The sequence below is a fragment of the Streptomyces sp. NPDC101393 genome, assembly GCF_044767385.1.
Taxonomy (GTDB): domain Bacteria; phylum Actinomycetota; class Actinomycetes; order Streptomycetales; family Streptomycetaceae; genus Streptomyces.
In genome coordinates this window covers 300221-324065 of the sequence record NZ_JBIWNU010000002.1, presented here as the reverse complement: position 1 = coordinate 324065, position 23845 = coordinate 300221, and the positions used below count along the sequence as shown (strand labels likewise).

General features: G+C 71.2%; 21 protein-coding genes and 1 pseudogene. 12 read left to right on the top strand and 10 right to left on the bottom strand.

The genetic code is table 11. The features are described from left to right. Positions 1–193: 193 nt before the first annotated feature. Positions 194–865, bottom strand: coding sequence for a Type 1 glutamine amidotransferase-like domain-containing protein (locus tag ACIRQ7_RS07095; protein WP_404260564.1), 672 nt, complete (start codon positions 863–865; stop codon positions 194–196). Positions 866–1254: 389 nt separating this feature from the next. Here ACIRQ7_RS07095 and ACIRQ7_RS07090 point away from each other — a divergent pair, with 389 nt between their 5' ends. Further along, a complete protein-coding gene (locus ACIRQ7_RS07090; protein WP_404260563.1) occupies positions 1255–1683 on the top strand; it encodes an NUDIX hydrolase in 429 nt (142 codons plus the stop codon). A 745-nt stretch (positions 1684–2428) separates the two neighbouring features. Here ACIRQ7_RS07090 and ACIRQ7_RS07085 read toward each other — a convergent pair. The 3 genes from ACIRQ7_RS07085 to ACIRQ7_RS07075 form a co-directional block, all read right to left on the bottom strand. Then, complete coding sequence (locus ACIRQ7_RS07085) at positions 2429–3181, bottom strand: SOS response-associated peptidase (RefSeq protein ID WP_404260561.1); 753 nt, start codon at positions 3179–3181, stop codon at positions 2429–2431. Positions 3182–3460: 279 nt separating this feature from the next. Continuing rightward, on the bottom strand, positions 3461–3874 hold the full coding sequence (locus ACIRQ7_RS07080; protein ID WP_404260559.1) for a hypothetical protein: 414 nt from the start codon (positions 3872–3874) through the stop codon (positions 3461–3463). A gap of 225 nt (positions 3875–4099) precedes the next feature. Continuing rightward, on the bottom strand, positions 4100–4618 hold the full coding sequence (locus ACIRQ7_RS07075) for a GNAT family N-acetyltransferase (RefSeq protein ID WP_404260557.1): 519 nt from the start codon (positions 4616–4618) through the stop codon (positions 4100–4102). A gap of 151 nt (positions 4619–4769) precedes the next feature. On the opposite strand from ACIRQ7_RS07075, the gene ACIRQ7_RS07070 reads away from it, so the two are divergent. The 7 genes and pseudogenes from ACIRQ7_RS07070 (at position 4770) to ACIRQ7_RS07040 (ending at position 9546) form a co-directional block, all read left to right on the top strand. Next, the gene (locus ACIRQ7_RS07070) at positions 4770–5048 is read left to right on the top strand and encodes a hypothetical protein (RefSeq protein ID WP_404260555.1); all 279 of its coding nucleotides are present in this window, start codon (positions 4770–4772) and stop codon (positions 5046–5048) included. Positions 5049–5270: 222 nt separating this feature from the next. Then, positions 5271–5795 carry a fluoride efflux transporter FluC gene (locus ACIRQ7_RS07065; RefSeq protein ID WP_404260553.1) on the top strand — a complete coding sequence of 175 codons (525 nt, stop codon included), beginning with the start codon at positions 5271–5273 and terminating at the stop codon, positions 5793–5795. Next, entirely contained in the window at positions 5792–6166 is a 375-nt protein-coding gene (locus tag ACIRQ7_RS07060; protein ID WP_404260551.1) for a fluoride efflux transporter FluC, read from the top strand. Before ACIRQ7_RS07065 ends, ACIRQ7_RS07060 begins: the two co-directional genes overlap by 4 nt. 565 nt (positions 6167–6731) lie before the next feature. Beyond that, positions 6732–7445 (top strand): class I SAM-dependent methyltransferase, encoded by a 714-nt coding sequence (locus tag ACIRQ7_RS07055; protein ID WP_404260549.1) that lies wholly within the window; start codon positions 6732–6734, stop codon positions 7443–7445. Positions 7446–7528: 83 nt separating this feature from the next. Further along, on the top strand, positions 7529–7858 hold the full coding sequence (locus ACIRQ7_RS07050) for a hypothetical protein (protein WP_404260547.1): 330 nt from the start codon (positions 7529–7531) through the stop codon (positions 7856–7858). A gap of 233 nt (positions 7859–8091) precedes the next feature. Further along, positions 8092–9007: pseudogene (locus ACIRQ7_RS07045) on the top strand (ABC transporter substrate-binding protein). Positions 9008–9348: 341 nt separating this feature from the next. Beyond that, the gene (locus ACIRQ7_RS07040) at positions 9349–9546 is read left to right on the top strand and encodes a hypothetical protein (RefSeq protein WP_404260546.1); all 198 of its coding nucleotides are present in this window, start codon (positions 9349–9351) and stop codon (positions 9544–9546) included. A gap of 130 nt (positions 9547–9676) precedes the next feature. Here the strand turns inward: ACIRQ7_RS07040 and ACIRQ7_RS07035 are convergent, their stop codons facing one another. Continuing rightward, positions 9677–12388 (bottom strand): Helicase associated domain protein, encoded by a 2712-nt coding sequence (locus tag ACIRQ7_RS07035; RefSeq protein ID WP_404260544.1) that lies wholly within the window; start codon positions 12386–12388, stop codon positions 9677–9679. 287 nt (positions 12389–12675) lie between these two features. On the opposite strand from ACIRQ7_RS07035, the gene ACIRQ7_RS07030 reads away from it, so the two are divergent. Continuing rightward, on the top strand, positions 12676–13254 hold the full coding sequence (locus ACIRQ7_RS07030; protein WP_404260542.1) for a Type-2Aa cytolytic delta-endotoxin: 579 nt from the start codon (positions 12676–12678) through the stop codon (positions 13252–13254). 335 nt (positions 13255–13589) lie between these two features. Here ACIRQ7_RS07030 and ACIRQ7_RS07025 read toward each other — a convergent pair whose 3' ends face one another. Next, positions 13590–14072 (bottom strand): OsmC family protein, encoded by a 483-nt coding sequence (locus tag ACIRQ7_RS07025; protein WP_404260540.1) that lies wholly within the window; start codon positions 14070–14072, stop codon positions 13590–13592. Between the two features lie 104 nt (positions 14073–14176). Then, positions 14177–15376, bottom strand: coding sequence for a molybdopterin molybdotransferase MoeA (locus ACIRQ7_RS07020; protein WP_404260538.1), 1200 nt, complete (start codon positions 15374–15376; stop codon positions 14177–14179). A 708-nt stretch (positions 15377–16084) separates the two neighbouring features. Here ACIRQ7_RS07020 and ACIRQ7_RS07015 point away from each other — a divergent pair. Further along, a complete protein-coding gene (locus ACIRQ7_RS07015; RefSeq protein ID WP_404260537.1) occupies positions 16085–16894 on the top strand; it encodes a class I SAM-dependent methyltransferase in 810 nt (269 codons plus the stop codon). Beyond that, on the top strand, positions 16881–17585 hold the full coding sequence (locus ACIRQ7_RS07010; RefSeq protein WP_404260535.1) for a M24 family metallopeptidase: 705 nt from the start codon (positions 16881–16883) through the stop codon (positions 17583–17585). Before ACIRQ7_RS07015 ends, ACIRQ7_RS07010 begins: the two co-directional genes overlap by 14 nt. A gap of 102 nt (positions 17586–17687) precedes the next feature. Here ACIRQ7_RS07010 and ACIRQ7_RS07005 read toward each other — a convergent pair whose 3' ends face one another. Further along, positions 17688–19841, bottom strand: a complete 2154-nt coding sequence (locus ACIRQ7_RS07005) for a tetratricopeptide repeat protein (protein ID WP_404260533.1) — start codon at positions 19839–19841, stop codon at positions 17688–17690. Positions 19842–20419: 578 nt separating this feature from the next. Here ACIRQ7_RS07005 and ACIRQ7_RS07000 point away from each other — a divergent pair. Continuing rightward, positions 20420–21703, top strand: coding sequence for a sensor histidine kinase (locus tag ACIRQ7_RS07000; RefSeq protein ID WP_404260531.1), 1284 nt, complete (start codon positions 20420–20422; stop codon positions 21701–21703). Here ACIRQ7_RS07000 and ACIRQ7_RS06995 read toward each other — a convergent pair. Next, entirely contained in the window at positions 21675–23144 is a 1470-nt protein-coding gene (locus tag ACIRQ7_RS06995) for a sensor histidine kinase (protein ID WP_404260529.1), read from the bottom strand. The two genes, ACIRQ7_RS07000 and ACIRQ7_RS06995, sit on opposite strands and share 29 nt — an antisense overlap. Further along, positions 23141–23830 (bottom strand): response regulator transcription factor, encoded by a 690-nt coding sequence (locus ACIRQ7_RS06990; RefSeq protein ID WP_401469141.1) that lies wholly within the window; start codon positions 23828–23830, stop codon positions 23141–23143. The genes ACIRQ7_RS06995 and ACIRQ7_RS06990 overlap by 4 nt, the downstream gene beginning before the upstream one ends. Positions 23831–23845 lie beyond the last annotated feature (15 nt).

The window sequence follows — 23845 nt, the reverse complement described above, 5'->3', positions numbered from 1 at the left end:
GTTCGTTGAACTTGCCCGTCACCGACAGGTGGCGAGGGCATCCGACGAACGCGCCGCCGTCTACGTGCGGACGGCCAAGACCTCCAGTAGCCCAACGGCCGCGCGAACCCGCGCATATCGCGCCGACAGCAACAGAGCTGAAGCAAGTGGGCTGTGAAGTACGGGCGTGCTTCTGGGGGCACGTAGGGGCTCGTCATACGGCGGCAGGCGGGATGGCTGACACCCGCCCGCTTGCGGTGAATTGCAGGCAGGGGCGTTCGCCCAGGGACCGGGGCGTACCGTCCGCGCCGAGGTGGATTCCGCTGTTTTCCGGGAGCGCCCACAGGGCGTTGGCCCGTAGTTCGGCGGCGCGGCCGAGCGCGCCGGCACGAGCCGCCGCAGTGCCCTCATAGTGGGCCAGGACGCTGGCACCGCCCAGCAGGTTCAGGCCGTCGTTGCCGCGCGGTGAGTGCTCCTCGGGTGGTGCGGTCAGGATGGTGGCGCCGCACACGATCGCGCCCGCGCTGCCGCCGCACAACAGGCCGCCCCGTGACATGTGCCGAGCGATCAGGCCGTCCAGCCCGGCGGAACGCAGTGTGCCCAGGAGCCGTCCGGTGTCTCCTCCGCCGAGGTAGACCGCGCCGAAATCCCCCTCGATGACGAGGGCTTGTGAGGGATCCTCCGGTGTGATGACCTCAGCGAATATCCCGCCGTACGCCGCCTCGAACCATTCCCTGCACCCAGGCCGGCGTTGCGGCTCCATCGCGTAGGGGAGATACAGCACCCGGCCGACGCCGGCCGCACGGGAGGCTGTGGCGAAGGCCCGGTCGACCGCCTGGCGGCCGTCGCCACCTCCGTCGAGGAAAATTCGCGGAGCGCTGATCATGCCCTGAGCTTGGCACTTCCGGCACCCTCTCCGGCAGCCCCGCGCTGAGTGAATGCGTGCACCGGACAGAACTCCGAAGCGTGCGGGGTGTACCTACAGCGGGCACACGCAGCAGGTGGTGGCGTCGGCTTGCGGCCGGGGCGGCATCCGCCAGTCCACGGACCTCCTGGGCCGGCTGCATGGTCAAGGCCGTGGACGACGCCACCCAGCTGCGCGTCGGATCGCCGACGGAGAGGACGGGTATGGCGGTTGAGCACACCGCCACGGCGTGGGCGTCGAGCTCCCTTGCCGTTCACGCCGTACCAGGCTCATGATCAGAAAGACTTCCGGAGACGGAATTCCATCACCACAACAGCATCACCACCACACACCGTCCTCGGAGGTGGGCCATGGCCCAGTCGGCACGCTCGCGCATCTCGGCGTACGCGATTGCCACGATGGAGGACCAGCTGCTGCTGACGCAGCTGTCGGAGGCCTCACCGGTGTTCCTGCCCGGTCTGTGGCACCTTCCGGGTGGTGGGATCGACCCTGGCGAACAGCCGCAGGAGACGCTGGCCCGCGAGCTGTACGAGGAGACCGGACTCGAACTCCTCAACTCCCGCCTGGTCGACGCGCGCAGTTACACGGCGCATCGGCTCGGGGTGCACTGGCACCTCGTCGGGCTGTTCTATCGCGTCGATCTCCAGCCCGGCGCGCCGCAGGTCACCGAGAACGACGGGTCCGCGGCCGAGGTCCGGTGGATGCCGCTGTCCGACCTCACGGACTCGATGCTGTCCCCCGCCGCGATCGACGGCCTCGACATGATCGGCCGTCCGTAGGCACGAGCCATTTCGCTGACCCGTTCCGGGCCTTGTCGTGGCCGGTCGGCGTGGCCGGCATGGCCGGCGTGGTCGGCGGATGGCCGTCGAACGGGAAGGAAGAATTCGTCCCGCGTAACCCAACCCGTGCCCTGGCCCCCGGGAACGAACGGAAGTGGGCACTTGGACACGGGGGCACGTGCTCACGTGGGTACTGGGGCACGTGGGTACGTGTCGCACGGCACCCCCGGCTTGTCGCCTTCCCGGAACCGTCCGGGAACCTGGCCGCCTCATGGGTTTCCGCGGTGGCAAGTGCTGGGTCCGCACATCCCCCGCCATGCCAGGACGCCCAGCAGGGCAAGGACAAGGACAGCACTCCCAGTAGCCACCGCGACTCTCATGGGAGCGGGGCTCCGAGCAGAAGCCGAAAAGGGAAAACCAGAAGCGCAGGACGAAATCGCGACACCTGCAGCACCCGCCGATTGCCCGAACAACCCCTAGCCCCTGCTCGAAATCCCCATATCCCCATATCCTCAAAGCGCGGATATTCCCTCACCCGTGGCAGGAGTATCCGGAGTACTCCGTAGCGCGTTGTCGCGTGGCGGATGAGTCCGACCGTCTATAGCGTCGTCCTCGAGCCCGTTCCGATAGCGGGAAGAGGCTGAGGCGCACTGTCCTTCGCACGTCGGTGCGCCCCAGCCGCCCCTTTGCCCAGTTCACCTGCTGCTCTCCACGTTTCACCTGGCACCGCCTCGCGACAGGCGAGTTACCCGCTCGCCGGGCCGGAGGGTGGTGCCGCGTCCAGCAGGTGCGGTCCGTTGTTGCGGACACTGTTGACCGCTGTCGAGACCGCGCGGACATCCAGGTGGCCGTCGGCGGGTGTGGTGAGGAGGGCGCGGAGCTCGTCGGGGTCTTGATGCGTGGGGTCCAGCCATTGCTCGTAGTGAGCAGGAGCGATGGCCAGCGGCATGCGGGGGTGTACTTGGCCGGCTGCGTCGGTGGCTTCGGTGGTGATGATCGTGCAGGTCGTCCGCCAGGCCGCCGGATCGTCCTCCGCGGCCACGGCCGGGTCGCGCCAGAACTCGTACAGGCCCGCCATCGCCATGACCTGGCCGTCCTCGGGGCTGATGAAATACGGCTGCTTTCCGGGCTTCGCCGTGCCGGGCACGGGGAGGGGCTGCCACTCGAAGAAGCCGTCCGCGGGCAACAGACAACGTCGTCTGGTGAAGGCCCGGCGGTAGGCCGGCTTCTCGTGCACCGTCTCCACCCGTGCATTGATCATCTTCGCGCCGGAGTTCAGGCTCTTCGCCCATGACGGCACCAGCCCCCAGCGCAGCGGCCGCAACTGTCGCAGCAGCTCTCCCGTTCCACGGTCGGCCCGTTCCAGGACCGCCCACACGTCATCGGTCGGCGCGACATTCCAGCTCGGGGCCAGGACCTCTTCCGGGTCCCACCGACTCACGTGGAAGAGCCCGGCCAGGTCCTTCGGACTGCGGGTGGCAACGAATCGACCGCACATCCCCCCACCCTCACACGCCGCATGCTGCTTTCTGCTCTCCAACATGTGCGGATTGACTCCGACGTAGAGCTCAAGCCTCCGCCGGGATGCCGCATCGGATGATGACCGTTACGCGCTGGGGGAGGGCGCGCCCGTTCCTTGATGTCAGCCAGGCGGTGGCTGCACTCTTGCTTTGCGGGCGGTCGCTGTCCGGCCGTCGGGAGGTGGCCCGGCCGCAGAGCATGTGCGACGGCCGCCGACCCTGCAAGCCACGCCTCGAACTGCGGTCGGTGTCGCCCCCTACTGGCCCGCGGGCCCGGCGTCACCGGCTCGCGCGGCGGCCGCCGTCTCCAGTAAAAGCCAGCCGTCGATCTCCAGCGCCTGCCGCTGCCCCGGCGGCCACCCGTGCGCGGCAGCCGCGTCGAGCAGGGCCCGGACAGCGCCCGGTTCGTGCAGGTTGAGCCAGGCGCCCCGGACATACCCCACGTCCCCGGAACCCATGGGGAACCCTCCCGGGACGTACCGGCCAGGGCCCTCGACGAAGACGATGCGCAGCGGGCCGCCGATGCCGGCCGGATGCGGGCACAGCGTCAGAACCTCACGGCAGCTCGCGGACCGGCCGCTGTCCGGCACGGAGTGGCTGTGGCGGAGCGTCCAGAGGTACACGCGCCCGTCGGCGACCAGCCGACGGGGCTTTCTCGGACGGCGGGGCACAGAGCCGAGGGTATGCGCGCCGACGGCCAGTTGGGGGACGTGCCCGAGGCCGGGCGGCGGGACGAGAGGGACATGCCGCCCGTCGGCATCGACCCGTAGCCGTCGCAAGGTCCACCGGGACCGTCACGGCAACACGGTTGAGCGCGCCATCACCAGAGTGACGGGCAGGCGAGGTATCGCCAGCCGCTACGCCGGCCGCGAGGTGGTTATGGCCCGAGAGGCTTGCTAACAGTCGGCCGGCGCACCGGGCGGAGCGGTGAAGTCCGCAAGGCTGCGGAGATATGACAGACCGGGCCGGCCGGAGAGCTGCCTCTCGCCGACGACGGTGAACCCGGAGCGGGCCAGCACGGCCCGCGATGCCGCATTGTCGAGCGTGCTCGAGGCACGCAGGTGGGTCAGCCCGTAGCGGTTCGCGGCAAGGTCGCACAGCTCCCGTACGGCCCGGGTGGCCAGCCCCCGGCCCGCGGCGCGCTCTGCGATCCGGTACCCGAGTTCGGCAGCGCCATCCGCCACATCCACGAGATTGACCCGGCCGAGCACGTCGCCCTCGGCGCCGACCACCACGTGGAAGTAACAGATACCGGCCTGCTGTTCGGCAAGCCGAGCACGATGCCGCTCCTCGAACTGCGCGAAGTAGTCATCGCCTCGGTCGGGGACGGACGCGGCGAAGTAAGCCCGGTTCTCCTGCTCAAAGGCGAGTAGTGCGGGGGCGTGGCCTGGGCGGAGGAGCTGTATCTCGGGCATGAACAGGAATATAGGCAATTCAGCCCCCGCCCGTTCCTCATTTCGGTGGCGGCATCCTCAGGTACAGGTGGGGCAGAGCGAACGGCCGTAGCAGTATTTTGGCTGGTGGAGCCGGGGCCGCTGCCGTTGCGCCGGCAGAAGGTTGTGGAGCGTGCGAGCACCTGCGGACCCTCGCCAACAGCGATCCACGGTGGTGCAGTCCGCGGTGGTGCTGCCTGCGGTGATGCTGTTCGCCGTGGTGCTGCCGGTGGTGATGCTGTTCGCCGTGGTGCTGCCTGCGGTGATGCTGACCGTTGTGGCGCCGGCCGTGGTGGTTTCCGCGCGACGACCACCGCGCGCGGCCGCAGTCCTCACCATCGGCGACATCACCCTGACGTTGTCCCGGGCACTCCCGTCCGGCGCCCTGACCAGTGTCCTGTCCGCGCCCTGATGGGCGTCCCGGCCGGACACCTCGCCAAGCTGCCGCGCCACACCCCCATCGGTACGCGCCGGGGCGGCTGACTATCCTGGCCTTGCAGTCACCCTTCAGGGGCGGCTGCACGGCGGTGGGGCCCGCCGTACCCAACCGCGGCACCGTCGCCGACAACGGTCCCTGCCTGAGTCCCGCGCGCCCAGCCGCGTGCGAAGCACCTGATCAGGTAGGAGATCCAGCATGACCCGTGAAGACGACGTGCCCAAGCCGACGGGATGGGCGGCAGAGCCCGTGGACCCGGACACGGCAATCGACCCCTGGCCGCCCCGGCCGGGCCGCACCCCGGCACGGGAACGGGCCGAGGTCCTCGCCGCCGTCGCGGCCGGCGGTGGTATCGGGGCCTGCGCCCGCTACGGCGCCACTTTGATCTGGCCCACTCAGCCCGGCGCGTTCCCCTGGACGACGTTCTGGATCAACATCACGGGCTGCGCCGCCATGGGCATCCTCATGGTGCTGATCACTGAACGCTTCACCGCCCACCCTCTGACGCGGCCGTTCCTGGGCACCGGGATCCTCGGCGGCTACACCACCTTCTCCACCGCCACCATCGACACCCAACGCCTCCTCGACGGTGGACACCCCGGTATCGGACTGCTCTACGCCGCGGCCACGCTGGCCGCAGCGGTGGCCGCGATCTGGGCTACCGCCGCCCTCACCCGCCTGATCGTCCTGCCTCGGGCTCCCGAAGAGCGGGGGCAGTCGTGAACTGGCTGATGGTCATCGCGGGCGCTATGGTCGGCGCTCCACTGCGATACCTCACCGACCGGGCCGTCCAAGCCCGCCACGACACCCTCTTCCCCTGGGGCACCTTCAGCGTCAACATCGCGGCATGCGCCTGCCTCGGCTTCCTCACCGGCGCCGCGACGGCCACCACCGTGCCCCAAGCAGTGCAGCACCTGATCGGGCCCGGCCTGTGCGCCACGCTCAGCACCTACTCCACGTTCTCGTTCGAGACCCTGCGCCTGGCCGAGACCGGAGCCAAGTACTTTGCCGCCGCCAACGCGGCGGTCAGCGTCATGGCGGGCCTGGGCACCGCCTACCTCGGGACCGCCCTCGCCCAAGCCCTCCTGGTGTGACGGCTCCGGACCGCTGCCGCCGCACCCGTCGGCCGTACGAGAGGACAGCAGGGGCTGGACACGCCACTCAAGTCGGCATAGCGGGGGAGTCCCTCTCAAGAGTCCCCCTCATCGCGTTTTCCGGCGAAGAGGGGTACCGAGACCTGTGCTAAATCAGGTCGGAGTGAGCAAACCTCCCCATCTACCTCCCAAGACCCGGCCGCCTCCCGAACCGTAACCATCGGGGCCCCCGGAGCGCCGCACGGCCGTTTCGTAACGTCCCTTCCGAGAACCGGAGTTGCCGGTCTGGGCGCCGCAACGGCCGCCAGCGGCCTGATGGGCGTTGCCCGGATGGCGCGGCGCGCGACGTTCGTTCGTTGAGGCCGGGGGCTCGGTCGCCGTGACCGACGCCGTAGCTGTCGCGGCATGGGGACCGCTGTCGCCACCGACAACACCCACTGTGAGAAAGCCCGACAGGACGTGCCAGGGGCGGGTCTGTGACTGCTGACGCAGCTGCCGGCGGTCCGCGCCCCGGCCCGAGACACGGTAGTGCTCCCTCCGAAAAGGTATGGCGACACGGTGCGGAATGCTGAACGCTGTCGTGATGCCTTTGGAGAATGCCTACCACGGCAGGTTGGGCGACTACTTCGCCCGGACCGCCGGCACCAGCCCTTTCAACGCCTTCACCGACCGCCCCGCGATGCTGGAACTCGCGGGTGACGTTGCCGGGTTACGGATCCTGGACGTCGGGTGCGGAGCCGGGCACTACACGGCCGACCTGCTGGACCGGGGAGCCTGCGTCACAGGGATCGACGGCAGCGCGACGCTGCTGCGCCACGCTCGTGAGCGTGTGGGCAGCCGAGCAGACCTGCGGCTGCACGACCTGGACAGCCCGCTCAACTTCGCCGCTGATGCCTCTTTCGACGCTGCCGTGTGCGCGCTCGTCTACCACCACATCGCAGCACGGGACCAACTCCTGACCGAGCTGCGGCGCGTAGTGCGGCCCGGCGGGTGGCTCGTCCTGTCGACGACCCATCCCACGGCCGAGTGGCACCACCACGGAGGTTCCTACTACGACGGGACCTGGGTCGACGGCACGCTCGCCGATCCCTCCATGGCCATTCGCTACCAGCGCATGACACTGGAGGCCCTCATGAACGAGTGGTTGTCCGCCGGATTCACCCTGGAACGCCTCGTCGAGCCCCGCCCGCTGCCCCAGTTGCGGGAAGTCGACGAAAGCCGGTACGACAGATTGAGCCAGGCCCCGAGCTTCCTGGCCGTGCGGCTTGGCAGCCCCTGAAGGGGCGTCGAAGTCGAAGGCCCGCAGTTGTCACGGGACTGAGTGATTACTGTCCTTCAGGCAGAAAGGGGAGGGGGAGGGGCGTGGCGCTGGTCATGAAGGGCTCACGTCGTATCACCGTCGATGGCATCACCTACCGGTGGAGAGTCCGAGGGCGAGCGACCTATGCCCAGGGATTGGGTTGGCGTCCGCTGACCTACGCCGTTGCGCAGGCGGATACGCCGGGCACCACTTTGGTGGTCATCACCCGTCAGCTGCATCCGAGCAATTGGTGTGAAGCCCGAGCCAAGCCGGTGCTACCCGCGGAGGTGGCCGCCACGATCCGCATGGCTCGCGCCAAGGGCTGGGTGCCGGAGAAGCCCGGGTCCCCCTTCCAGCTGGACCAGCGCCGGGGATTCGCGCCAGCTGGTTGACCGGCAGCGCAAGCCAACAAAATGCAGCTCGGCCAACAAACAATCAGTTGCCTGTTGGCGATGGGGGTGGAGGGAAAGCCCGGCAGGGTCACCCAGGTGCGCCCGTCACGGCGAGATGAGATGAACGTGTCCTACCGGGCCTTGCCACTCTGCGATCCGGGCAAACGGCAACCGGCACGTCGCATGGGAGACGCCCACGCCTGAACAGGAATGCGCCACCATCGCCCTCTGAAATGGTGCGAGTTGACGGCACGCCAGTTCAGATCGGCGCTCGCGTGCTGCTGACCCGGCCTGGGTGGGTTGAGGCAGGCAAACGGGTGCTCGCTGGGGCTTGAGCTGGCCGTTCGTGAAGTCAATGAGGCCGGCGGGATCGTCGGAAGACCTCTGGAGCGGCAGGTGGTCCGGGACACCGCGGCTGACCCGCGGAAGGCCGTGGCGGCCGTGGAGGAACTGGCGCGCATGCGCGTGGCCGCCTTGGCGGGGGAGTATCACAGCGTCGTCGCTCGCGCCGCCGCCACCAGGGCCGGTGCCCTCGGTCTGCCGTTCCTCTGCACGTCAGCGGTTTTCGACGCGCTCACCGAACAGCCGACGGCATGGGTCGCGCGCCTCTCCCCGCCGCAGCCCCGCGGCTGGCGGGTCCACGCGGACTTCCTCGTCGGCGCGGGCCACCGTCGAATCGCCGTAGCGGCCGAGCCGAGTGTCTACTGGGCATCCGGGGCCCGCATTCTGCGCGACCACCTCGCTCCACGCGGCGGCACCGTCATCGAACTCGACATGCGCACGCTCACCCCCACGGCCCTGTGCGACGAACTCGTCGACCACCGCGCGACAGCCCTCCTTCTTCTGGTCGGTCATCCGGATCCGGCAGTGTCGATCGTCAAGTCTGTCCGCCGTGACCCGCGCCTCGCCGACATCTTGATGGGTGCTCCGGCCGGGCAGCCGGAGTTCGCCGGAGGGGCGACGCTTGGTGTGGACCGGGCGCGCACTGCCGAATCCTGGCCGCGCGTAGCGGTCGAGGGGACCCGAGGGCAGGTCGAGTTCTCCCGCACGCCGGGCATCACCGTGTGGCAATGGGCCCGGACGCCCATCCAAGTCGTTGATCGAGACCCGGCGGAGCCCGATCGCTTTCGGATCCTTCGCGCCGGCTGAGAGGGGAGGGCAGGGCCCCGACTGACCAGAGCCGTCCGAACTCGGTCTGCGGCTGGTTGGTTGGTGGGCGGCGAGGGACCGTCGGCCGGGCACGGCGAGGGGTGGTCGTGGTCCACTCGCTGCCGACCCGCCGACCCGCAGACCCGCCGGCTCTCCGATGAGCAGCGATTACCTGAACGACTCGGCCTCAGCCCGCGGTCCTGGTCTTGACCGGTGTGGCGGCGGAACCGGGGCAGACCGGGCGGTTCCGTGAGGCCAACTGGTCCGTGCATGATCGCGGTTCGGGGGCGATTCCTGTGGTGACCTGACAGATCGCCGGTGATCGGGAATGATCAAGTGTCATGAGCACCGCAGGGATTTACGAGCATCCGCCGATCTACGAGCGTCTGGTGAAAGAGCGTGGCGACGTCCTGGCCGAAACGCGCGAGGTCGCCGCGCAGATGGAGCACCGCACCCGACAGGCACTCGACTGGAACTCCTTGCGGCCCCTCCCGCCGAGGAACCTTGGGGAAGCGCCGGCCGACTCCGCATTCGGCTGAGTACGCGTTCGGCTGAGTACGGGAGCTCTCAGCGAGGCCGGATGCGGGCGGGGTTGCTGCGGCCACGGCGCCCGGGGGCAGCCGGGGCCTGCCGGCCCGTCACTCAGATCACCTCCCTGCGCCGCGCCCGCTACGCCGCCGCCCACTCAAGTCCCAGCCCGGCCAGCTGCCGACGCTTTTCCGGGGCGAGTGTGGCGCGTCGGGTCTTGGTGTTGGAGAGGAAGACGCCCAGCTTGACGTCGGTCCCGTCGGGGAGCGTCTCGATGTGTCCGCGGGGCACGGTCAGGTGCCCTTCGCGGTTCTTGTACTGGGCGAGTGCGGCAACTCCCCGCCCGAAGGCCCCCGTTACGGCCGGGCGTCCCTGTGCGGGAGTGCCCTTCGTAGGGGCGTCCTTCGCGGTGGGCAGGGGTTCGACGTTGAGCTGGGTGAGGCGCTCTCGCTGCCCGTCGCGCAGCTGCTCCCAGCTCTCCCGCTGTGTGTGCAGCCAGGTGCCGATGTCGTGTCCGCCGACGGTGACGCCGGGGAGGATCTCGGCCGGCGTGGCACCGCCGTGGAGAAGGCCGGCGAGCGCGGCGTAGCGGCGTTGCCAGTCGATGGGCCATTCCGGGTTCCAGTCGGGGTCGAGGGCGGCCAAAGCCTGCCGACGGCCCTGCGCCCGCTTCTTGTCCCGGCCCAGGCCGCCGGGTTTGCGGCAGTTGGCGAGCCATTGACCGACCGCGACCCCGGACATCGAGGCGTCCTTGGGAGCCGCGAGCGTGCCGTGCGCGGCGACGTAGTCCCGCGCCGCCGACAGGTTCCTGTGGAACCGCGCATCCGCGACCGACCACACCATCCCCTGTTCGTTGAGCAGTTCGGTCCGCCATGCCTTGAGCGTGCCGGCGCGGAAGGCGCGCCGTTGCTCACTCACCCACGCTCCCAGGGGATACGTGCCGCCGTTGCCGCCGCCGTCCCCGTCGCTCTCGGTCGTCCGGAGGGGTACGACGGCGTCCAGGGGCACCTGCGCGTGGCCTTGGGAATCGACCCATTTGCGGAGGGCGTTGAGGCCGGAGAGCCAGACCTCGGAGTCCGGGCGCAGGACTCTGGTGCGCAGGAAGCCGGCGATGACGTCGGGATTGCGGGGCAGGGAGAACCGCAGCAACGGCACCCCTGCCGCTTCTTTCCCGCCCTTCCCCCGGCCGTCCCGGCCCTCGCCTCCGGCGCCGCGGGTCTCCTCGCGCACCGTGTCCGTCTTGCCCGCTTCGGTGACCGCGCTGCCGGCCCCCGCGACGGCCGTCGGCTCTGTCCCACCCGCGCCGCCCCCGCTCGCGCCCGTGGTCTCGTCCGCCCTTTCGTCGTGCTGGGGGTCGAGGGCGACGACGGGGGTGGCCCGGCCTCGTGCGGTGGTGGTGCGCAGTGCCATGCGTTCGACGATCCGGTCGTCGTGGGCGCGCAGGCCCTGCAGTACGGCGACCAGGGGCCGGTAGCTGGGGGAGGCCATCATGTCCTGGGGGTCTTCGCCGGGCTGGAGGAAGACGGGCACGATCAGCCGCGCCACCTTCCCCTCACCCGGGTCCTGCCGCAGACCGCGGCCGGTGATCTGGACGATTTCCACCGGCGAACTCCGCGTATCGGCGAACACCACGCCGCCGACGCCGCGCTTGCCCCGGATGTCGACGCCTTCGCCCAGCACCCGGCAGGACGCGAGGATGCCCAGGTCGGTCACCCAGCCGTCGGCGTCCAGTCCCTCGCCGAACCGGTCGAGCACCGCCCGCCGGTGCGCTGCGGGGTGTTCGCCGCACAGCCACTCCGCCCCCACCCGCTCGGGATAGCCCGCGGGATCGGTCCCGTGCAGCTCGGCCGCGGTCTCCGGGAGGGCCCGTGCGAACGCCATGGCGTCGATGGTGCGGCTGTGGAACGTCATCAGGCTGCGGGCACCGGTGGTGTCGGCGTGTTTGAGCAGTGCGGCCTGCAGCGCGGCCAGGCGCCGGCCGCGGACCTCCTCCGCGGTGGCGTCCGGCCCCGGTGCCTCGGGGTCCCGGATCTCCAGCACATCAATCTCGAACGACGCCAGGACGCCCCGTTCCACGGATTCCATCAGTCCGAGCTCGAACAGCACCGGCCCGTACAGCTCGACGTCATCCATCGACGCCACCAAACGCCCACCCAGGGAACCTGGGCCGTCACCGGAACCGTGCGCCGGCCCTTGCTGCGTCATTCCTCCGGTACCGCCCGGTGTGGCCCACAGGCGCGGAGTGGCCGTCATGTACAGCCGCCGTGCCGCCGGGATCCGCTCCTGGTCGTGCACGGCCGCCCACGCCTTGCCCAGATCACCGGAGGTGCGATGGGCTTCGTCCACGACCAGGAGGTCGAACGCCCCGAGCCGCTGCCCGTACGAGCCGCGCATGGCCTGCTCCAGCGCCCCCGGCGCGGCCGCGCTCCCGCTGCCGGGCCCGCCGTCCTCGACGTCCCCGCCGTCCTGATCGTCCTCCAGGCCCTGCGGCGACAGTGAGGCGTACGTCGCGAACACCAGCATCGGCCCGCTCCCGGCCCACAGCGCCAGCTGCGTCGGGTTGGTCGTGCACCGCACGTCCAGCGCCTCCAGCAGAGGGTCGGAACCGAGCGAACACACCGCCACGGCCGGGCCTTTGTGGCCCACCGCACGCCACGCCTCCACGGTCTGCGTCAGCAGATCCAGCGTCGGTACCAGTACCCCCACCAGCCCCCGCGGCATCATCCGCAGTGCCGCCGTGGCCGCCGTGATCGTTTTGCCCGAGCCCGTCGACGACACCACCTGTCCGCGCCACCCCCGGGCAGGCACCGCCCCGTCCAGCGGGCCGGAAAGCCCGCGGATCACCGCGTCCACGGCCTCCTTCTGATGCGGCCGAAGCGAAATGCCACCCTTTTCCATGCTCGCCATTCTCACATTCCCGCAATTCGAGCCCTGTCCCACGGGGAATTCACGGTGAGGGGGGCGAGGGGGGAGCGACCGATCGCTGACCTGGCTGCGTCAGGCCTCCGTGTCGGCACATCCCCAGCCCCCGGCGGCTGACGAGGACACCGCGTCGTCCGAAGAACGGGACGCCGCCGCATTGCCTGACGGCTGCTCGGCATACTGCTCCCGCTCGATCACCGCGACACACCGGAGGAGTTATGACCGCCACTTTCAAAACCGTCATCGACGTGGGCCCGGACCATCTCGAACAGGCCCGAGCCATCGACCGGGTGTTCCAGGAGGCGATCGCACCCGCGACCGTCAACTTCGACTTCGACAACATCCGGGAGGCGGTCGCCGCCATACCCGACGGCGTCATCGTCAAGACCGTCCGCGGGTGGGGACTGCAGGAATACGCCCCGATCATGGTCATGGTGCTCTCCTTGAAGGAGGCTGTGCGCCAGGCCCTGCCGGAGGCGTTCGCCGACGCTTCCTTCTGGGACACGATCGAGGAGGAGTTCGTGCGCGCCTTCACCGGCCTCGCCGCGCAGGAAGGCGGACCGGGGCTCTCGTACTACGAGGAGGGCGAGGAGCACACCAGCTTCTACCGGGACCTGTTCTTCGCCCTCCAGGACGAGGAGACCGGGGCGGGGGTGTACGCCATCGCCTTCTGCGTGGATGCGACCATCGGCCTGGAGAAGGCACGGGTCGGCGCTCTGGAGATCTCGGATGTCGCCCCCTTCGCGGTGCGGCTCAATGCGATCGTGCTGCGTCAGGAGCTGCAGCCGGTGAGCTGACCACCGTCTGACGGGCAGTAAGCCCTCCCGGCCCGCCGTCCCGGGCCGGTGTGCCGCACGCCGGAGTCGGCCGTGTACCGCCGACCCAACTCTCGTAACGGCCCTGCGCCGGACGGCCTGATCGCGGCGGCCTGATCGCGGCCCGGCCCGAGCGAGCCGGCCATACCGGCGAGCCGCCGAGCCCGCCAGGCTCCATGACCCGGACGTCGGCCTGACACCTGCTCGCAGGAACCGCCGCCTGCACCGTTCCGCCCATGAGCCCGTGCAGGAACAACTGGCGCGAGCCGTCGGAATGAGCGGAAGGGGACCGATCCGCTCAGCGATGCGCGAAGCGGTCAGGGCTCCTGGACACGAATGACGGGTGTATGGGCGATGGGGAAGTTCACCGAGCGCGCGATGAAGCACACGGCGGAGACGTCGCCGTGCAGCGCGCGAGCCTTCTCCACCATCGACGCGCTGGTGACCGTCACCTCGGGGCGCAGGACCACTTCGGTGATCTGGCCTCCTCCACCGCTCTCGTCCATGGCCATGACTCCCCGGGCGCTGTCCTCGTAGTCGGTAACGGTGACCCCGCCGGCAGCACAGAGGTGGAGGTACCAGAGCATGTGGCACTGGGCTACCGACGCCACGAGCAACTCCTCGGGGTTCCAGCGCGCGGAGTCACCGCGGAACGCGGGGTCAGAAGAGGCGGCGATCCCGGCCTTGCCGTCCGCCAATACCTCATGATCTCGGCTGAAGGACCGGTAGTTGTCCGTGCCTGACCCGAGGTTGCCTGTCCACTCGACCGTGACGTCGTAGGTATGCGTTGTCGTCGTCATGGGCCAGAGCTTAGAAGCCTGCTGGGGGGACGGTGCTGCGGAGTTGGCGGTTGCGCCCGACCGCCCGACCGCCCGACCGCCCGACCGCCCGGCCGGCCCAGTCCTCACGCTCCCGGCAGGATCAGCGGCACCGGTTCCCCCGGCCGCCACTCGGGCGGTACGGCGGCGAGCGCGTCGGCGAGGGCCGCGCCGTGCAGGAACGCGGATCCGTGACCGCCGAGGGCACGGGCGGTGACGCCGTCCCAGGTCACCGGGACGAGGCGGGTGCGCCCCGGGACGGGGCGGACCGCTCCGGTCAGCGGGATGCGGGGGAGGGCGGGCAGCGAGCGTCCGGTGAGGCCCGCCAGCAGCGGGGCGAGGAGAGTGTGGGCGGCGGCCAGGGCCGCGTAGGGATTGCCGGGCAGGCCCACGATCCAGCGGTGGTCGGGGAGTTGGGCGAGCAGTTGCGGATGCCCGGGGCGGACGGCGACCGTGTCCACCACCCACCGGGCACCGTGGTCGGCCGGCAGCCGCCTCAGCTGGTCGGTGGCGCCGACCGAGGTGGAGCCGGTCACCACGATCACGTCCGTGTCGTCCGACCTGCTGAGGACGGCGGTGGCCAGTGCCCCGGCGGGGTGATCCGGGACGGCGTGGACGTCGGTCACCTCGCCGCCGAGCGTGTGGACCAGCGGTGGCAGCAACGGGCCCAGGGCATCACGCACTTGGCCGGGGGCGGGCCGCCCGGAGCGGATCAGTTCGTCGCCGCTGACCAGGATCCGGACGCGGGGCCGGGGGCGTACCGGCAGCATGTCGTGGCCGCACGCGGCGGCCAGGCCGAGCAGCGCGGGGGCGGCCCGCGTCCCGGCGGGAGCCAGGCAGGTACCCGCCAAGGCGTCCTCGCCCGCCCGGCGGATGTGTTTCCCGAAAGCCGGTACCGGGCCGTGTACCGCCGCCCCGGCCCGCACCGCGTGCTCCAGCGGCAGCACCGCCTCGGCGCCGCATGGCACCAGCGCGCCCGTGGAGATCTCCACGGCCTCGCCCTCGACCAGCTCCCGGTGCCCCTCGACGGCGCCCGCGCGTACAGCACCGGCCGACAGCCGCCACGGGCCCGGTCCGGCGACGGCATAGCCGTCCATGGCCGCGGTGTCGAAGGCGGGAAGCGGGTGCCGGGCGCACAGATCCTCGGCCAGGGTCAGTCCGGCGGCCCGGCTGAGCGGTACCCGCCGGGCCGGCAGGGGCGTGGGCGCTGTGTATGCCAGTTCGCGCGCCCGCGACCACGGCACGTCGCGGCAGAGGGTCGCCGGGTCTGCGGCAAGTACGGTCATGTGTCCACCGTGTCGCCCCCGCTTTACCTCTTGTGGTTCCGGAGGTTGCCGCCGTGCACCAGGCCGCTCACGCCGGCCGCGGGGGGACGGTGAGGACCGGCGGCCCACGATCAGCCGTACCGCCCTCGCGGGCCCGGGAGGCGTCGCCTTCGAGGACTCGGTCACGGGCATCTCCTCGGCGCGTGCGGCGGGGCTGTACGTCGCCGTCGTGCCGTCCCTCCCTGGTACCGGCCTCGATCACGACTGGCTGGGTGCCGGCCTGGGCGCGCCCGAATTGCTGCGATGGGCCGGAAACTGGCGCATGACCGTGTCAGCTGATCCGCCTCCTTGAGGCCCATGGGTGGTTCTGCGCAACGCTGCACGGTGCCGGCACCGGCACCGGCCGCCCAGCGGTCTGCGGTCGTCGCCCATACGCACCGGGCGATGCGCTTGGAGCGGCCTCCAGATCACACATGCGAGCTTTTTGGCGGATTCTCTCAAGCATATGCCAGGTGATGTACGGATCCGCATCGCAGTTGCAGTATGGAAGGGTGTGGTTCCGGCGTGTGGGAGGCGGAGACCGGCGGGCGGTGTCGCGGAGAGCTCCGGGATGCCGGTTCGGTGCCGGTAACTGCTCCCGCGCCGGCCCGACCCGCCGAGGAGTGCCGACAGATCGAGCACCACCAGGGCGGGTTCCGAACTCCTGCTCACAAGGCGAGGTAGGGATCCATGGACGTACGCAGCCTCGACGGCAGAGCCGGTGACGTCGACCACGGCAGCATCGGCAGCGGCTATCCGAGCTACCGCCGCCCCGACCACCGCATCGCGCAGGCCATCGCCGACGCGCTCGGCGGTGCCCGTACGGTGCTCAATGTCGGTGCCGGCTCGGGCTCCTACGAGTCGGCGGCCGCCGCGGTGACGGCCGTGGAGCCGTCGCAGTCGATGCGATCGCAGCGTGCGGCGAACCTGCCTGGGGCGGTGAACGCGGTGGCGGAACGCCTGCCGTTCGGGGACGGGAGGTTCGACGGCGCGATGACGCTGTTCAGCGTCCATCAGTGGAGCGACCTCGAAGCGGGCCTGCGCGAGATGCGGCGGGTCACCCAAGGCCCCGTGGTCGTGCTGACCTGTGACCCGGAGTCGGTGCGCGACTTCTGGCTGTACGAGTACGCGCCCGAGGTTCTCGACACCGAGGCCCGTCGGTACCCGTCGATCGAGAAGATGGCCGCGTGCCTCGGTGGCGTCACCAGCGTGCAGGCTGTGCCGATCCCGTGGGACTGCACGGACGGCTTCAACGAGGCGTACTACGGGCGGCCCGAGATGCTGCTGGACCCTGCTGCCCGGCAGGCCTGCTCCGCCTGGAGTTTCATCGACGACGGTGTGCGCGAACGGTTCACCACGCGCCTGCGTGGCGACCTGGATTCCGGCGCGTGGGACGAACGGTTCGGTCACCTGCGAAGCCAGGCGTTCCACGAGGGATCGCTCGTCATCCTGCGTGCGACACCGCAAGACAAGGAGGAGCACCACCATGGGCGTACCTGATCGCATGGACGAGGAACTGCGCGTCCTGGGTCTGGTGGAGGCGCAGCGCAAAGCGACGGCCCTGTTCGCCGAGGTCGAAGCGCGCCGCCTGGTGGCGCCCGGCGCCGGTGAGCGGGAGGTCAGCGACCAGATCCGGGATCTGGCCAATGAGATGTTCGGGACAACGAAGCACTGGCACAAGCGGATCGTCCGCTCCGGCCCGCACACCCTGTTCCCTTACCGGGAGAACCCGCCGGACCGGGTCATCGAAGAGGACGACATCGCCTTCGCCGATTTCGGCCCGATCTTCGAGGAGTACGAGGCGGACTTCGGTCGGACCTTCGTACTCGGTGACGACCCCGTCAAGCACCGGCTGCGCGAGGACCTGGCGACCGTCTTCGCGGCAGGCCGGCGCGCGTTCCGGGCCGACCCTCACCTCACCGGGAAGCAGCTGTACGCCGAAGTGGAGCGGCTGGCGGCCGAGGCCGGCTGGACCCTGGGCGGCTGGCACACCGGGCATCTCGTCGGGGAGTTCCCCCACGAGACCATCGACGGCGCCACAACGGATTCCTACATCGTGCCGGACAACGACCACCCGCTCCGGCGCACCGACCGGGCGGGATGGCGCTGCCACTGGATTCTGGAGATCCATCTGGTCGATGAACGCAACGGGTTCGGCGGTTTCTACGAGCAGTTGCTGGACCTGGACTGAGGGCGCCAGGTCAGGTCACCCGGCGGCTTCGCTTCCCGCGGCCGTCGGCAACCTGTCCCGCGCTCGACACTTCCGCGGGCGTCGAGGTGCGGCCGGTCGTGGTCAGCGGTTGACGAGGGTGGTCAACCACTCCCGCGCGGCGGTCGTTTCCGGGTGGTCCTCGCCCAGCATCCGGCTGCGGCCCTCGGCCACCTCACGGGCTCCCGCCAGCGCCGCGGCCCGCTTGTCCTGTGCCGCCTGCGCCCGGCTGAGCGCCAGCACCACGCCGAGCACCAGCGGGTGTGCGTCGCCGTAACCCGCACGCTGACCTGCCAGCACTCTGCGCAGCACGCCTTCCGCCTCGGCTGCCCGGCCGTCCCGCAGCAGGCCCTTCGCCTGTGCGTCCAGCGCCCATACCGTGATCAGGTGCGCATCGCCGAGATGGCGGTCACAGTCCGCGACGAGCGCCGTGGCGGCGGTGTCATAGCCTGCGAAGTCCTCCTGGGCGATGCGGAGTTCGAGGAGTTCGCAGCGGGCCTTGAGGGTGAGCGGGTGGCTCGCGCCCAGGACCCGGAGGCGGCCGGCGAGCACTTCGTCGAGCAAGCCCCGGGCCTCGTCCAGCCGGCCCAGTCGGTGCAGTACACGCTGGAGTTCGAAACCGGCGTCGAGGGTGCGCACGTCGTCCGCGCCCAGCACCCGCAGCGCCGTCTCCCGCGCCGCACGGAGCAGCGCCTCGCCCTCCTCGTACCGGCCGAGCCGGAAGAGGACGGGGCCCGTGCTGAGGCGCGCCTCGATGGCGGCCGCGTGGTCGGCACCCAGCCATGCGGCGCCGCGCGCGGCGGTCGCCTCGCCCAGGGCCAGCGCGCCCGTCCAGTCCCCGGCTTCGTACACCTGCCGTGTCACCCGGACCGCGAGTCGCACCACCCGCTCGCCGGCGGCGTCCCCGGCGCGCGTCCGGCCGAGCAGGGCACGGACGTGCGGGGTGATCAGCCGCAGAGGCTCGGGGCCGTCGGCGGCCGACTCCAGGGGCCGCAGGGCGTGGTCCAGCAGGGCGGCTCGCTCGTCGTCCGGCACACCCGTGTGCACGCTGTCCAGCAGCACGCCGTGGGTCTGTGCGCAGCGGACCGAGGGGCCATCGGAGGCTCCGGGCACGGCGGTGAGCGCGACGAGCGAGTGCGCCAGTAGTCCTCGCAGCGCGCTCTCCAGCCGTCCGGTGGGCAGGAGTGCGCCACCTACCCGGCTGAGCAAGGACACCGGCAGCGGCTCGGCGGACCAGAACGAGAGCAGCCTCAGCAGCGACACTGCTTCCGGGGCGCCGTCCGCGGCCAGTGCATCCAGCGACAACTGCCAGGTCGTACCGATGAGTTGGCGAGAGGAGGGGGCTCCGGGCGCCGCGCCTTGATCGAGCAGAGCGGTCGGCTCGTCGTCCTCCAGACGCTGGTGATAATCGGTCATGGAGCAGACCTCCAGCAGCGGTTGGCCCATGTAGGACCCGGCGAGGTGCAGGGCGAGCGGCAGACAGCCCAGGCGGCGCGCGACCAGTTCGGCGTCCTCGACGCTGCCGGCGTCCGGCGCCAGGTCGCACAACGCGCGCGCGGCGTCGGCCAGCGGCAGCACCCCCACCGGGTGGCGGACGGACTCGCGCCACACCGGCGCCGCGCCGACCCGGCTCGTCACGACGACGGTGCCGAGCTCGCAGCTCCGCAGCCAGCCGCCCTCTTCCAGCACCGTCACGTCGTCGGCGTTGTCGATCACCAGCAGCCAGCGCAGCGCGGCACTGCCGAGGTAGCGCCAGACCAGGTCGGCCGGAGGCCGGCGCCCGGCATGGGCGGCGGCCAACTCGCCGTTGGAAGCGCCCAATTCAGCCGCGACCCCGAGCATTCCGGCGCGCAGGGTGAGGCGGTCGGCGGCATTGATCCAGAAGCAGTCCCGGCCGGCTTCCCGCTGCGCCTCCTGGAAGAGGGCGTGCGCCACCGCCGTCTTGCCGCAGCCGCCCATCCCGTGCAGGACGTGGCTCTCGCCGCCCGCGGCCAGCGCTTCGCGCAGCCTGCGCATCAGCTCCCGCCGGTCACGCAGCACAGGGGGTGTCCGGCCGGCCAACGGCGCGCGCACCGTACAGGGCCCCAGCTCCTCGGTGGCCCGTGCCCCCGGAGCCTGCTGCACGAAGATGCGCTGTTCGGTGATGTATTGGTCGCCGGACGCCTGGAATATCCGCCCCTGGTCGTACGCCTGGGCTCGCTGACCCGGCACCCGAGCCGCACCGTCGAATCCGCTCAACTTCCGCTCCCGCCCCCGGCTTCCCCGCGGGCCCGCGCCCGCCCACCACGTCACTGTGGTGTCCGGCCAGCGTAAGGGGAAGCAGTGACAGTGCCGTCCTGCTGCCGTCAGCAGGACGGATGCCAATGGACGCCTGTGGATGTCTACGGATGCCCAAGGGGCCGGGGCGGGGCCGGGCGCCGCGTCCGTGACAGGGACATCAGCGCCGCGCGCCCGACACCCTGCGGCCAGTACTGCTCCAGGCTTGTCCCGCTGGACCGCTGGACCGCTGGACCGCTGGACCGCTGGACCGGTGCCGGGGAGCTGCCGCGCGGGTGTGCCGGTGAGCCCGGCCGGTGGCGCTCGCCGGTTCGGTGGGCAGCAGGACCCGGCAGGCCGGAGCGGACAGCCTGTCGGCGGCGGGTATGGGCAGAGGTCGGGGCGGAGTCCGGCCAGGTGCTTCTCGTCGGAGGCCCGGTCCGGAGTGTGGCAGGGGAGTGACCGCGGCTGAAGCCGTGTCACCGGTCACCTCCGCGGGGCGAGTTTGCGGTGGACGGGCCGGGTGGGCCGGGGCAACCTGGGACGGAGGTGGTGAAACGGTGAGCGATGAGCGTGGCAGGGACCGGGCGGCGGCTGCCCCGGCGGGCCGGCCGGAGCAGCTTCCGCCGTGGACCCTTCCCTCTTGGTACACCGCGGTGGCCCGGCTGTCGCTGCTGATCCCGCTCGTCATCACGCTGGCCGCCGGCTCGCTCCCGGATCCCGTCACGTTCCTCGTGCTGCTCGTCGTGTACGCGGGATGGAGCGTGCTGCGGGCCGTATGGCTCCGGGGGCGACCGGTCGGGGCAGCGATCGCGGCCCGTGGGCACACGGCGGTGGCGGTCGTCGCCGACCTGGGGTTGCTCGTCGGCCTGACCCTGACCTCCGGCGGACCGGATTCCCCGGTGCGCTTCGCCTTCTTCGTCTGGCCGGTGGCCACGGTGTTGTGGCGCCTGCCCAAGGCGACAGGCGCGGTCGGCGCGGGCTGCCTCGCCGCCTACGTCACCATGCTCGCCGCCCACGGTTTCGGGGGCACCCGTGCCACCGAGGGGGACGCCGCGGTCGAGGCCTCGCTCCTGCTGTGGACGGCGCTGGTGTGCGTCCTGATCGCCGCGATCCTGGCGCTCCGCGAGCGGCAGGTCGGCGACCTGCTGGCCACCCGCCGGGCTCTGCTGCGGGACGCGCTCGCGGCGGAGACCCGGGAGAGATCCGTGCTCGCCGACGCGTTGCACGACGGCCCCTTGCAGACGCTCCTGGCGGCCGGGCAGGACCTCGCGGAGGCCACCGGCGCCGACGGCGCGTCCCCGTCCGTCCGCCGTGCCGACGAATCCGTCCACCGGACCGTCCGCGAACTGCGTGAAGCCGTCTTCGCCCTGCACCCGCAGGTGCTTTCCGCGGCCGGGCTGGGGGCCGCGCTGCGTGCGGCGGGGGAGCGGGCGGCACACCGCGGAGGTCTCACCGTGCGCTACGACCTGCGTGTCCCCGGGCATGTGCCGGGCGAGCAGCTGCTGTACTCCGTGGCCAACGAGCTGCTGACGAATGTCGTGCGGCATGCGCGGGCGGCCACCGTGGAGCTCCGCCTGGAGGCCGCGCCGGACGCCGTGCTGCTGACCGTCGCCGACGACGGCGTGGGAATCGACCTCTCGGCGGCCCGCCGCGGCCCGGCCGAGGGGCATGTGGGGCTGGCCGGACACCGCGCGCGGCTGGAGGACGCGGGCGGCACCCTGGACGTGGTACCCGGCCCGGACGGTGGCACGGAGGGTCGGGCCAGGCTCCCGTTCACCCCGGGCGACGGCTTCGGCGCTACCGGGGACGGCGTCACCTCGGACGGCGCCACGCCCGGTTGACCCGTCCGGCGCCGACCCGAATCCTGCGGAGGGCGCAGCGCACCACGTACGGCGCCCGGCCACGCGCGTCCACCGGCTCCGAGCGCGCGCGTCCGCCTGCCCCGTCCGGGCGCGCCACCGGGGCCACCCCGGCCCCCGTCCCCACGGCGGTGCCCGCGGCAGGGCCTACCGCAGGCAGGACGACCTCCACCTGGGCACCGCCGCGGCTGCCGGGCCCGATGCGTAGCCGCCCGCCTGCCGACTCCGCCGTCCGGCGGGCGATGTCCAGGCCCAGACCGCTGGAGCCCCGCCCGCTGTGGCCCCGCTCGGCGGCCCGCCCGTCGCAGATGCCGGGGCCGCCGTCCTCCACGATCAAGGTCACCTGCGACGGGCTTCGCATGACCGTGCTCGCCGTCATCGGGGTGTGGTCGGGGGTGTGCGTCAGCACGTTCTCGACCAGCACGTCGACCACCGCGGCCAGGTCCGTCTCCCCGATCGCCACCCGGGGCGCCTCCGGTGCCGTCCGCACCTGCCAGATGCGGCCCTGTTCCTGGGCCAGCGGCAGCCAGAAGCCGACCCGCTCGATGACGACATCGTTGAGGTCGGTGGTGGCGGACGAAGCGCCGCACGCCTCTCCGCGAGCCTCCTTGATGACGGCGCTGAGCTGCCCTTGCAGCCGCGTCACCGCCTCCAGCAGCCGCCGCGACTCGTCGGGGTCGGACAGCGCCTCGGCCTGCAGCATCAGGGCGGTGACCGGGGTGCGCAGCCGGTGCGAGAGGTCCGCGGACGCCTCCCGCTCGCGCGCCATCAGATGCGCGACGCGGCCCGCGAGATGGTTGAACGTCTCGCCCATCACCCGGAGTTCGGACGGCCCTTCCGGTCGTACGCGGGCCGAGAGATCGCCGTTGCTCAGCCGGGCGGCGGCCGCGACGAGCCGGTCCACCGGCTGCACGATGGATCTGCCCAGCCGCTCGGCGAGGAATACCGCGGCCAGCGGCAGCACGATGAGTCCCGCGATGACGGATCCCCCGACGAGGAGCAGGGAGTGCCACTGACCCGACGTCTCCACCGCCACGGCGACCCATGCGGGCCGGTCGTGGCGCGAATGCGTCGCCACCACGGCCACCCGGCTCGACCCGCACCACGACGTCCGGGTCTCCGGGCCGGCGTCCGCCCCGGCCCGCAGCACGCAGGGCGTGGTCTGGCCGTAGACCTGGCCCCGTCCCATCGACACGACCACGCGCGCCTCGGACACCTGCTCCTTGGCGACGGAGGTGATCAGCGCCTCGTCCCCGGCCTCGTGGTGGTGCACCGCACTGGCCATGATCTGCGCGTTCACCTGCGCGAGGTGGTCCACGTCGGACAGGTAGCTGTGCCGTACGTAGAGCACGAACGGCGTCGCGAACAACAGCAGGCACACGAAGGCGCAGAAGGCGGCCAGCAGAGCGAGCCGCCGCCTCACGGCGGTGGTTCCACGAGCTTGATGCCGACACCGCGCACCGTGTGCAGGAAACGCGGCGCGGCAGCCGTCTCGCCCAGGTGCCGGCGCAGCCAGGAGAGGTGGACGGCGACGGTCTTGTCCGTGCAGGGGTAGTCCCCGTCCCAGATCTCCGTGCGCAGTTCGTCCTTGGTCACGACCCGGCCCGCGTTCATCGCCAGATACGACAGCAGCCGGAACTCCTTGGGCCGCAGGGGCAGGCTGCGCCGCCCCAGATGGGCGGTGTGCCCGCGCAGGTCGACGGCCAGCTCGCCGACCTGCAGGTCTTCCTGCTCATCCGCCAGCCGGTAGCGCCGGCGGACCGCGGCCATCCGCGCCTCGACGAGTTTGGCCGTGTACGGCTTGGTGACGTAGTCGTCCGCGCCGAGCTCCAGCGCACGGATGATCTGGGACTCCGCGTGCCGCCCGGACGCCACGAGAAGGGGGACCTGGGTGCTGGACCGGACCATCTTCAGGAAATCGAGCCCGTCCAGGTCGGGAAGTCCGAGGTCGAGAATGACGAAATCGGGATTCTCGGAAACGGCCATGCTCATGCCCTGGTATCCGCTGGCCGCGGTCAGTACGTCATGGCGGCGTTCCCGCAGGCACCGGGCCAGCGATTCACGTATGTCTTCGTCGTCCTCGATGAGTACGATCCGCAACGGGTCCATCACTCCACTGAACAT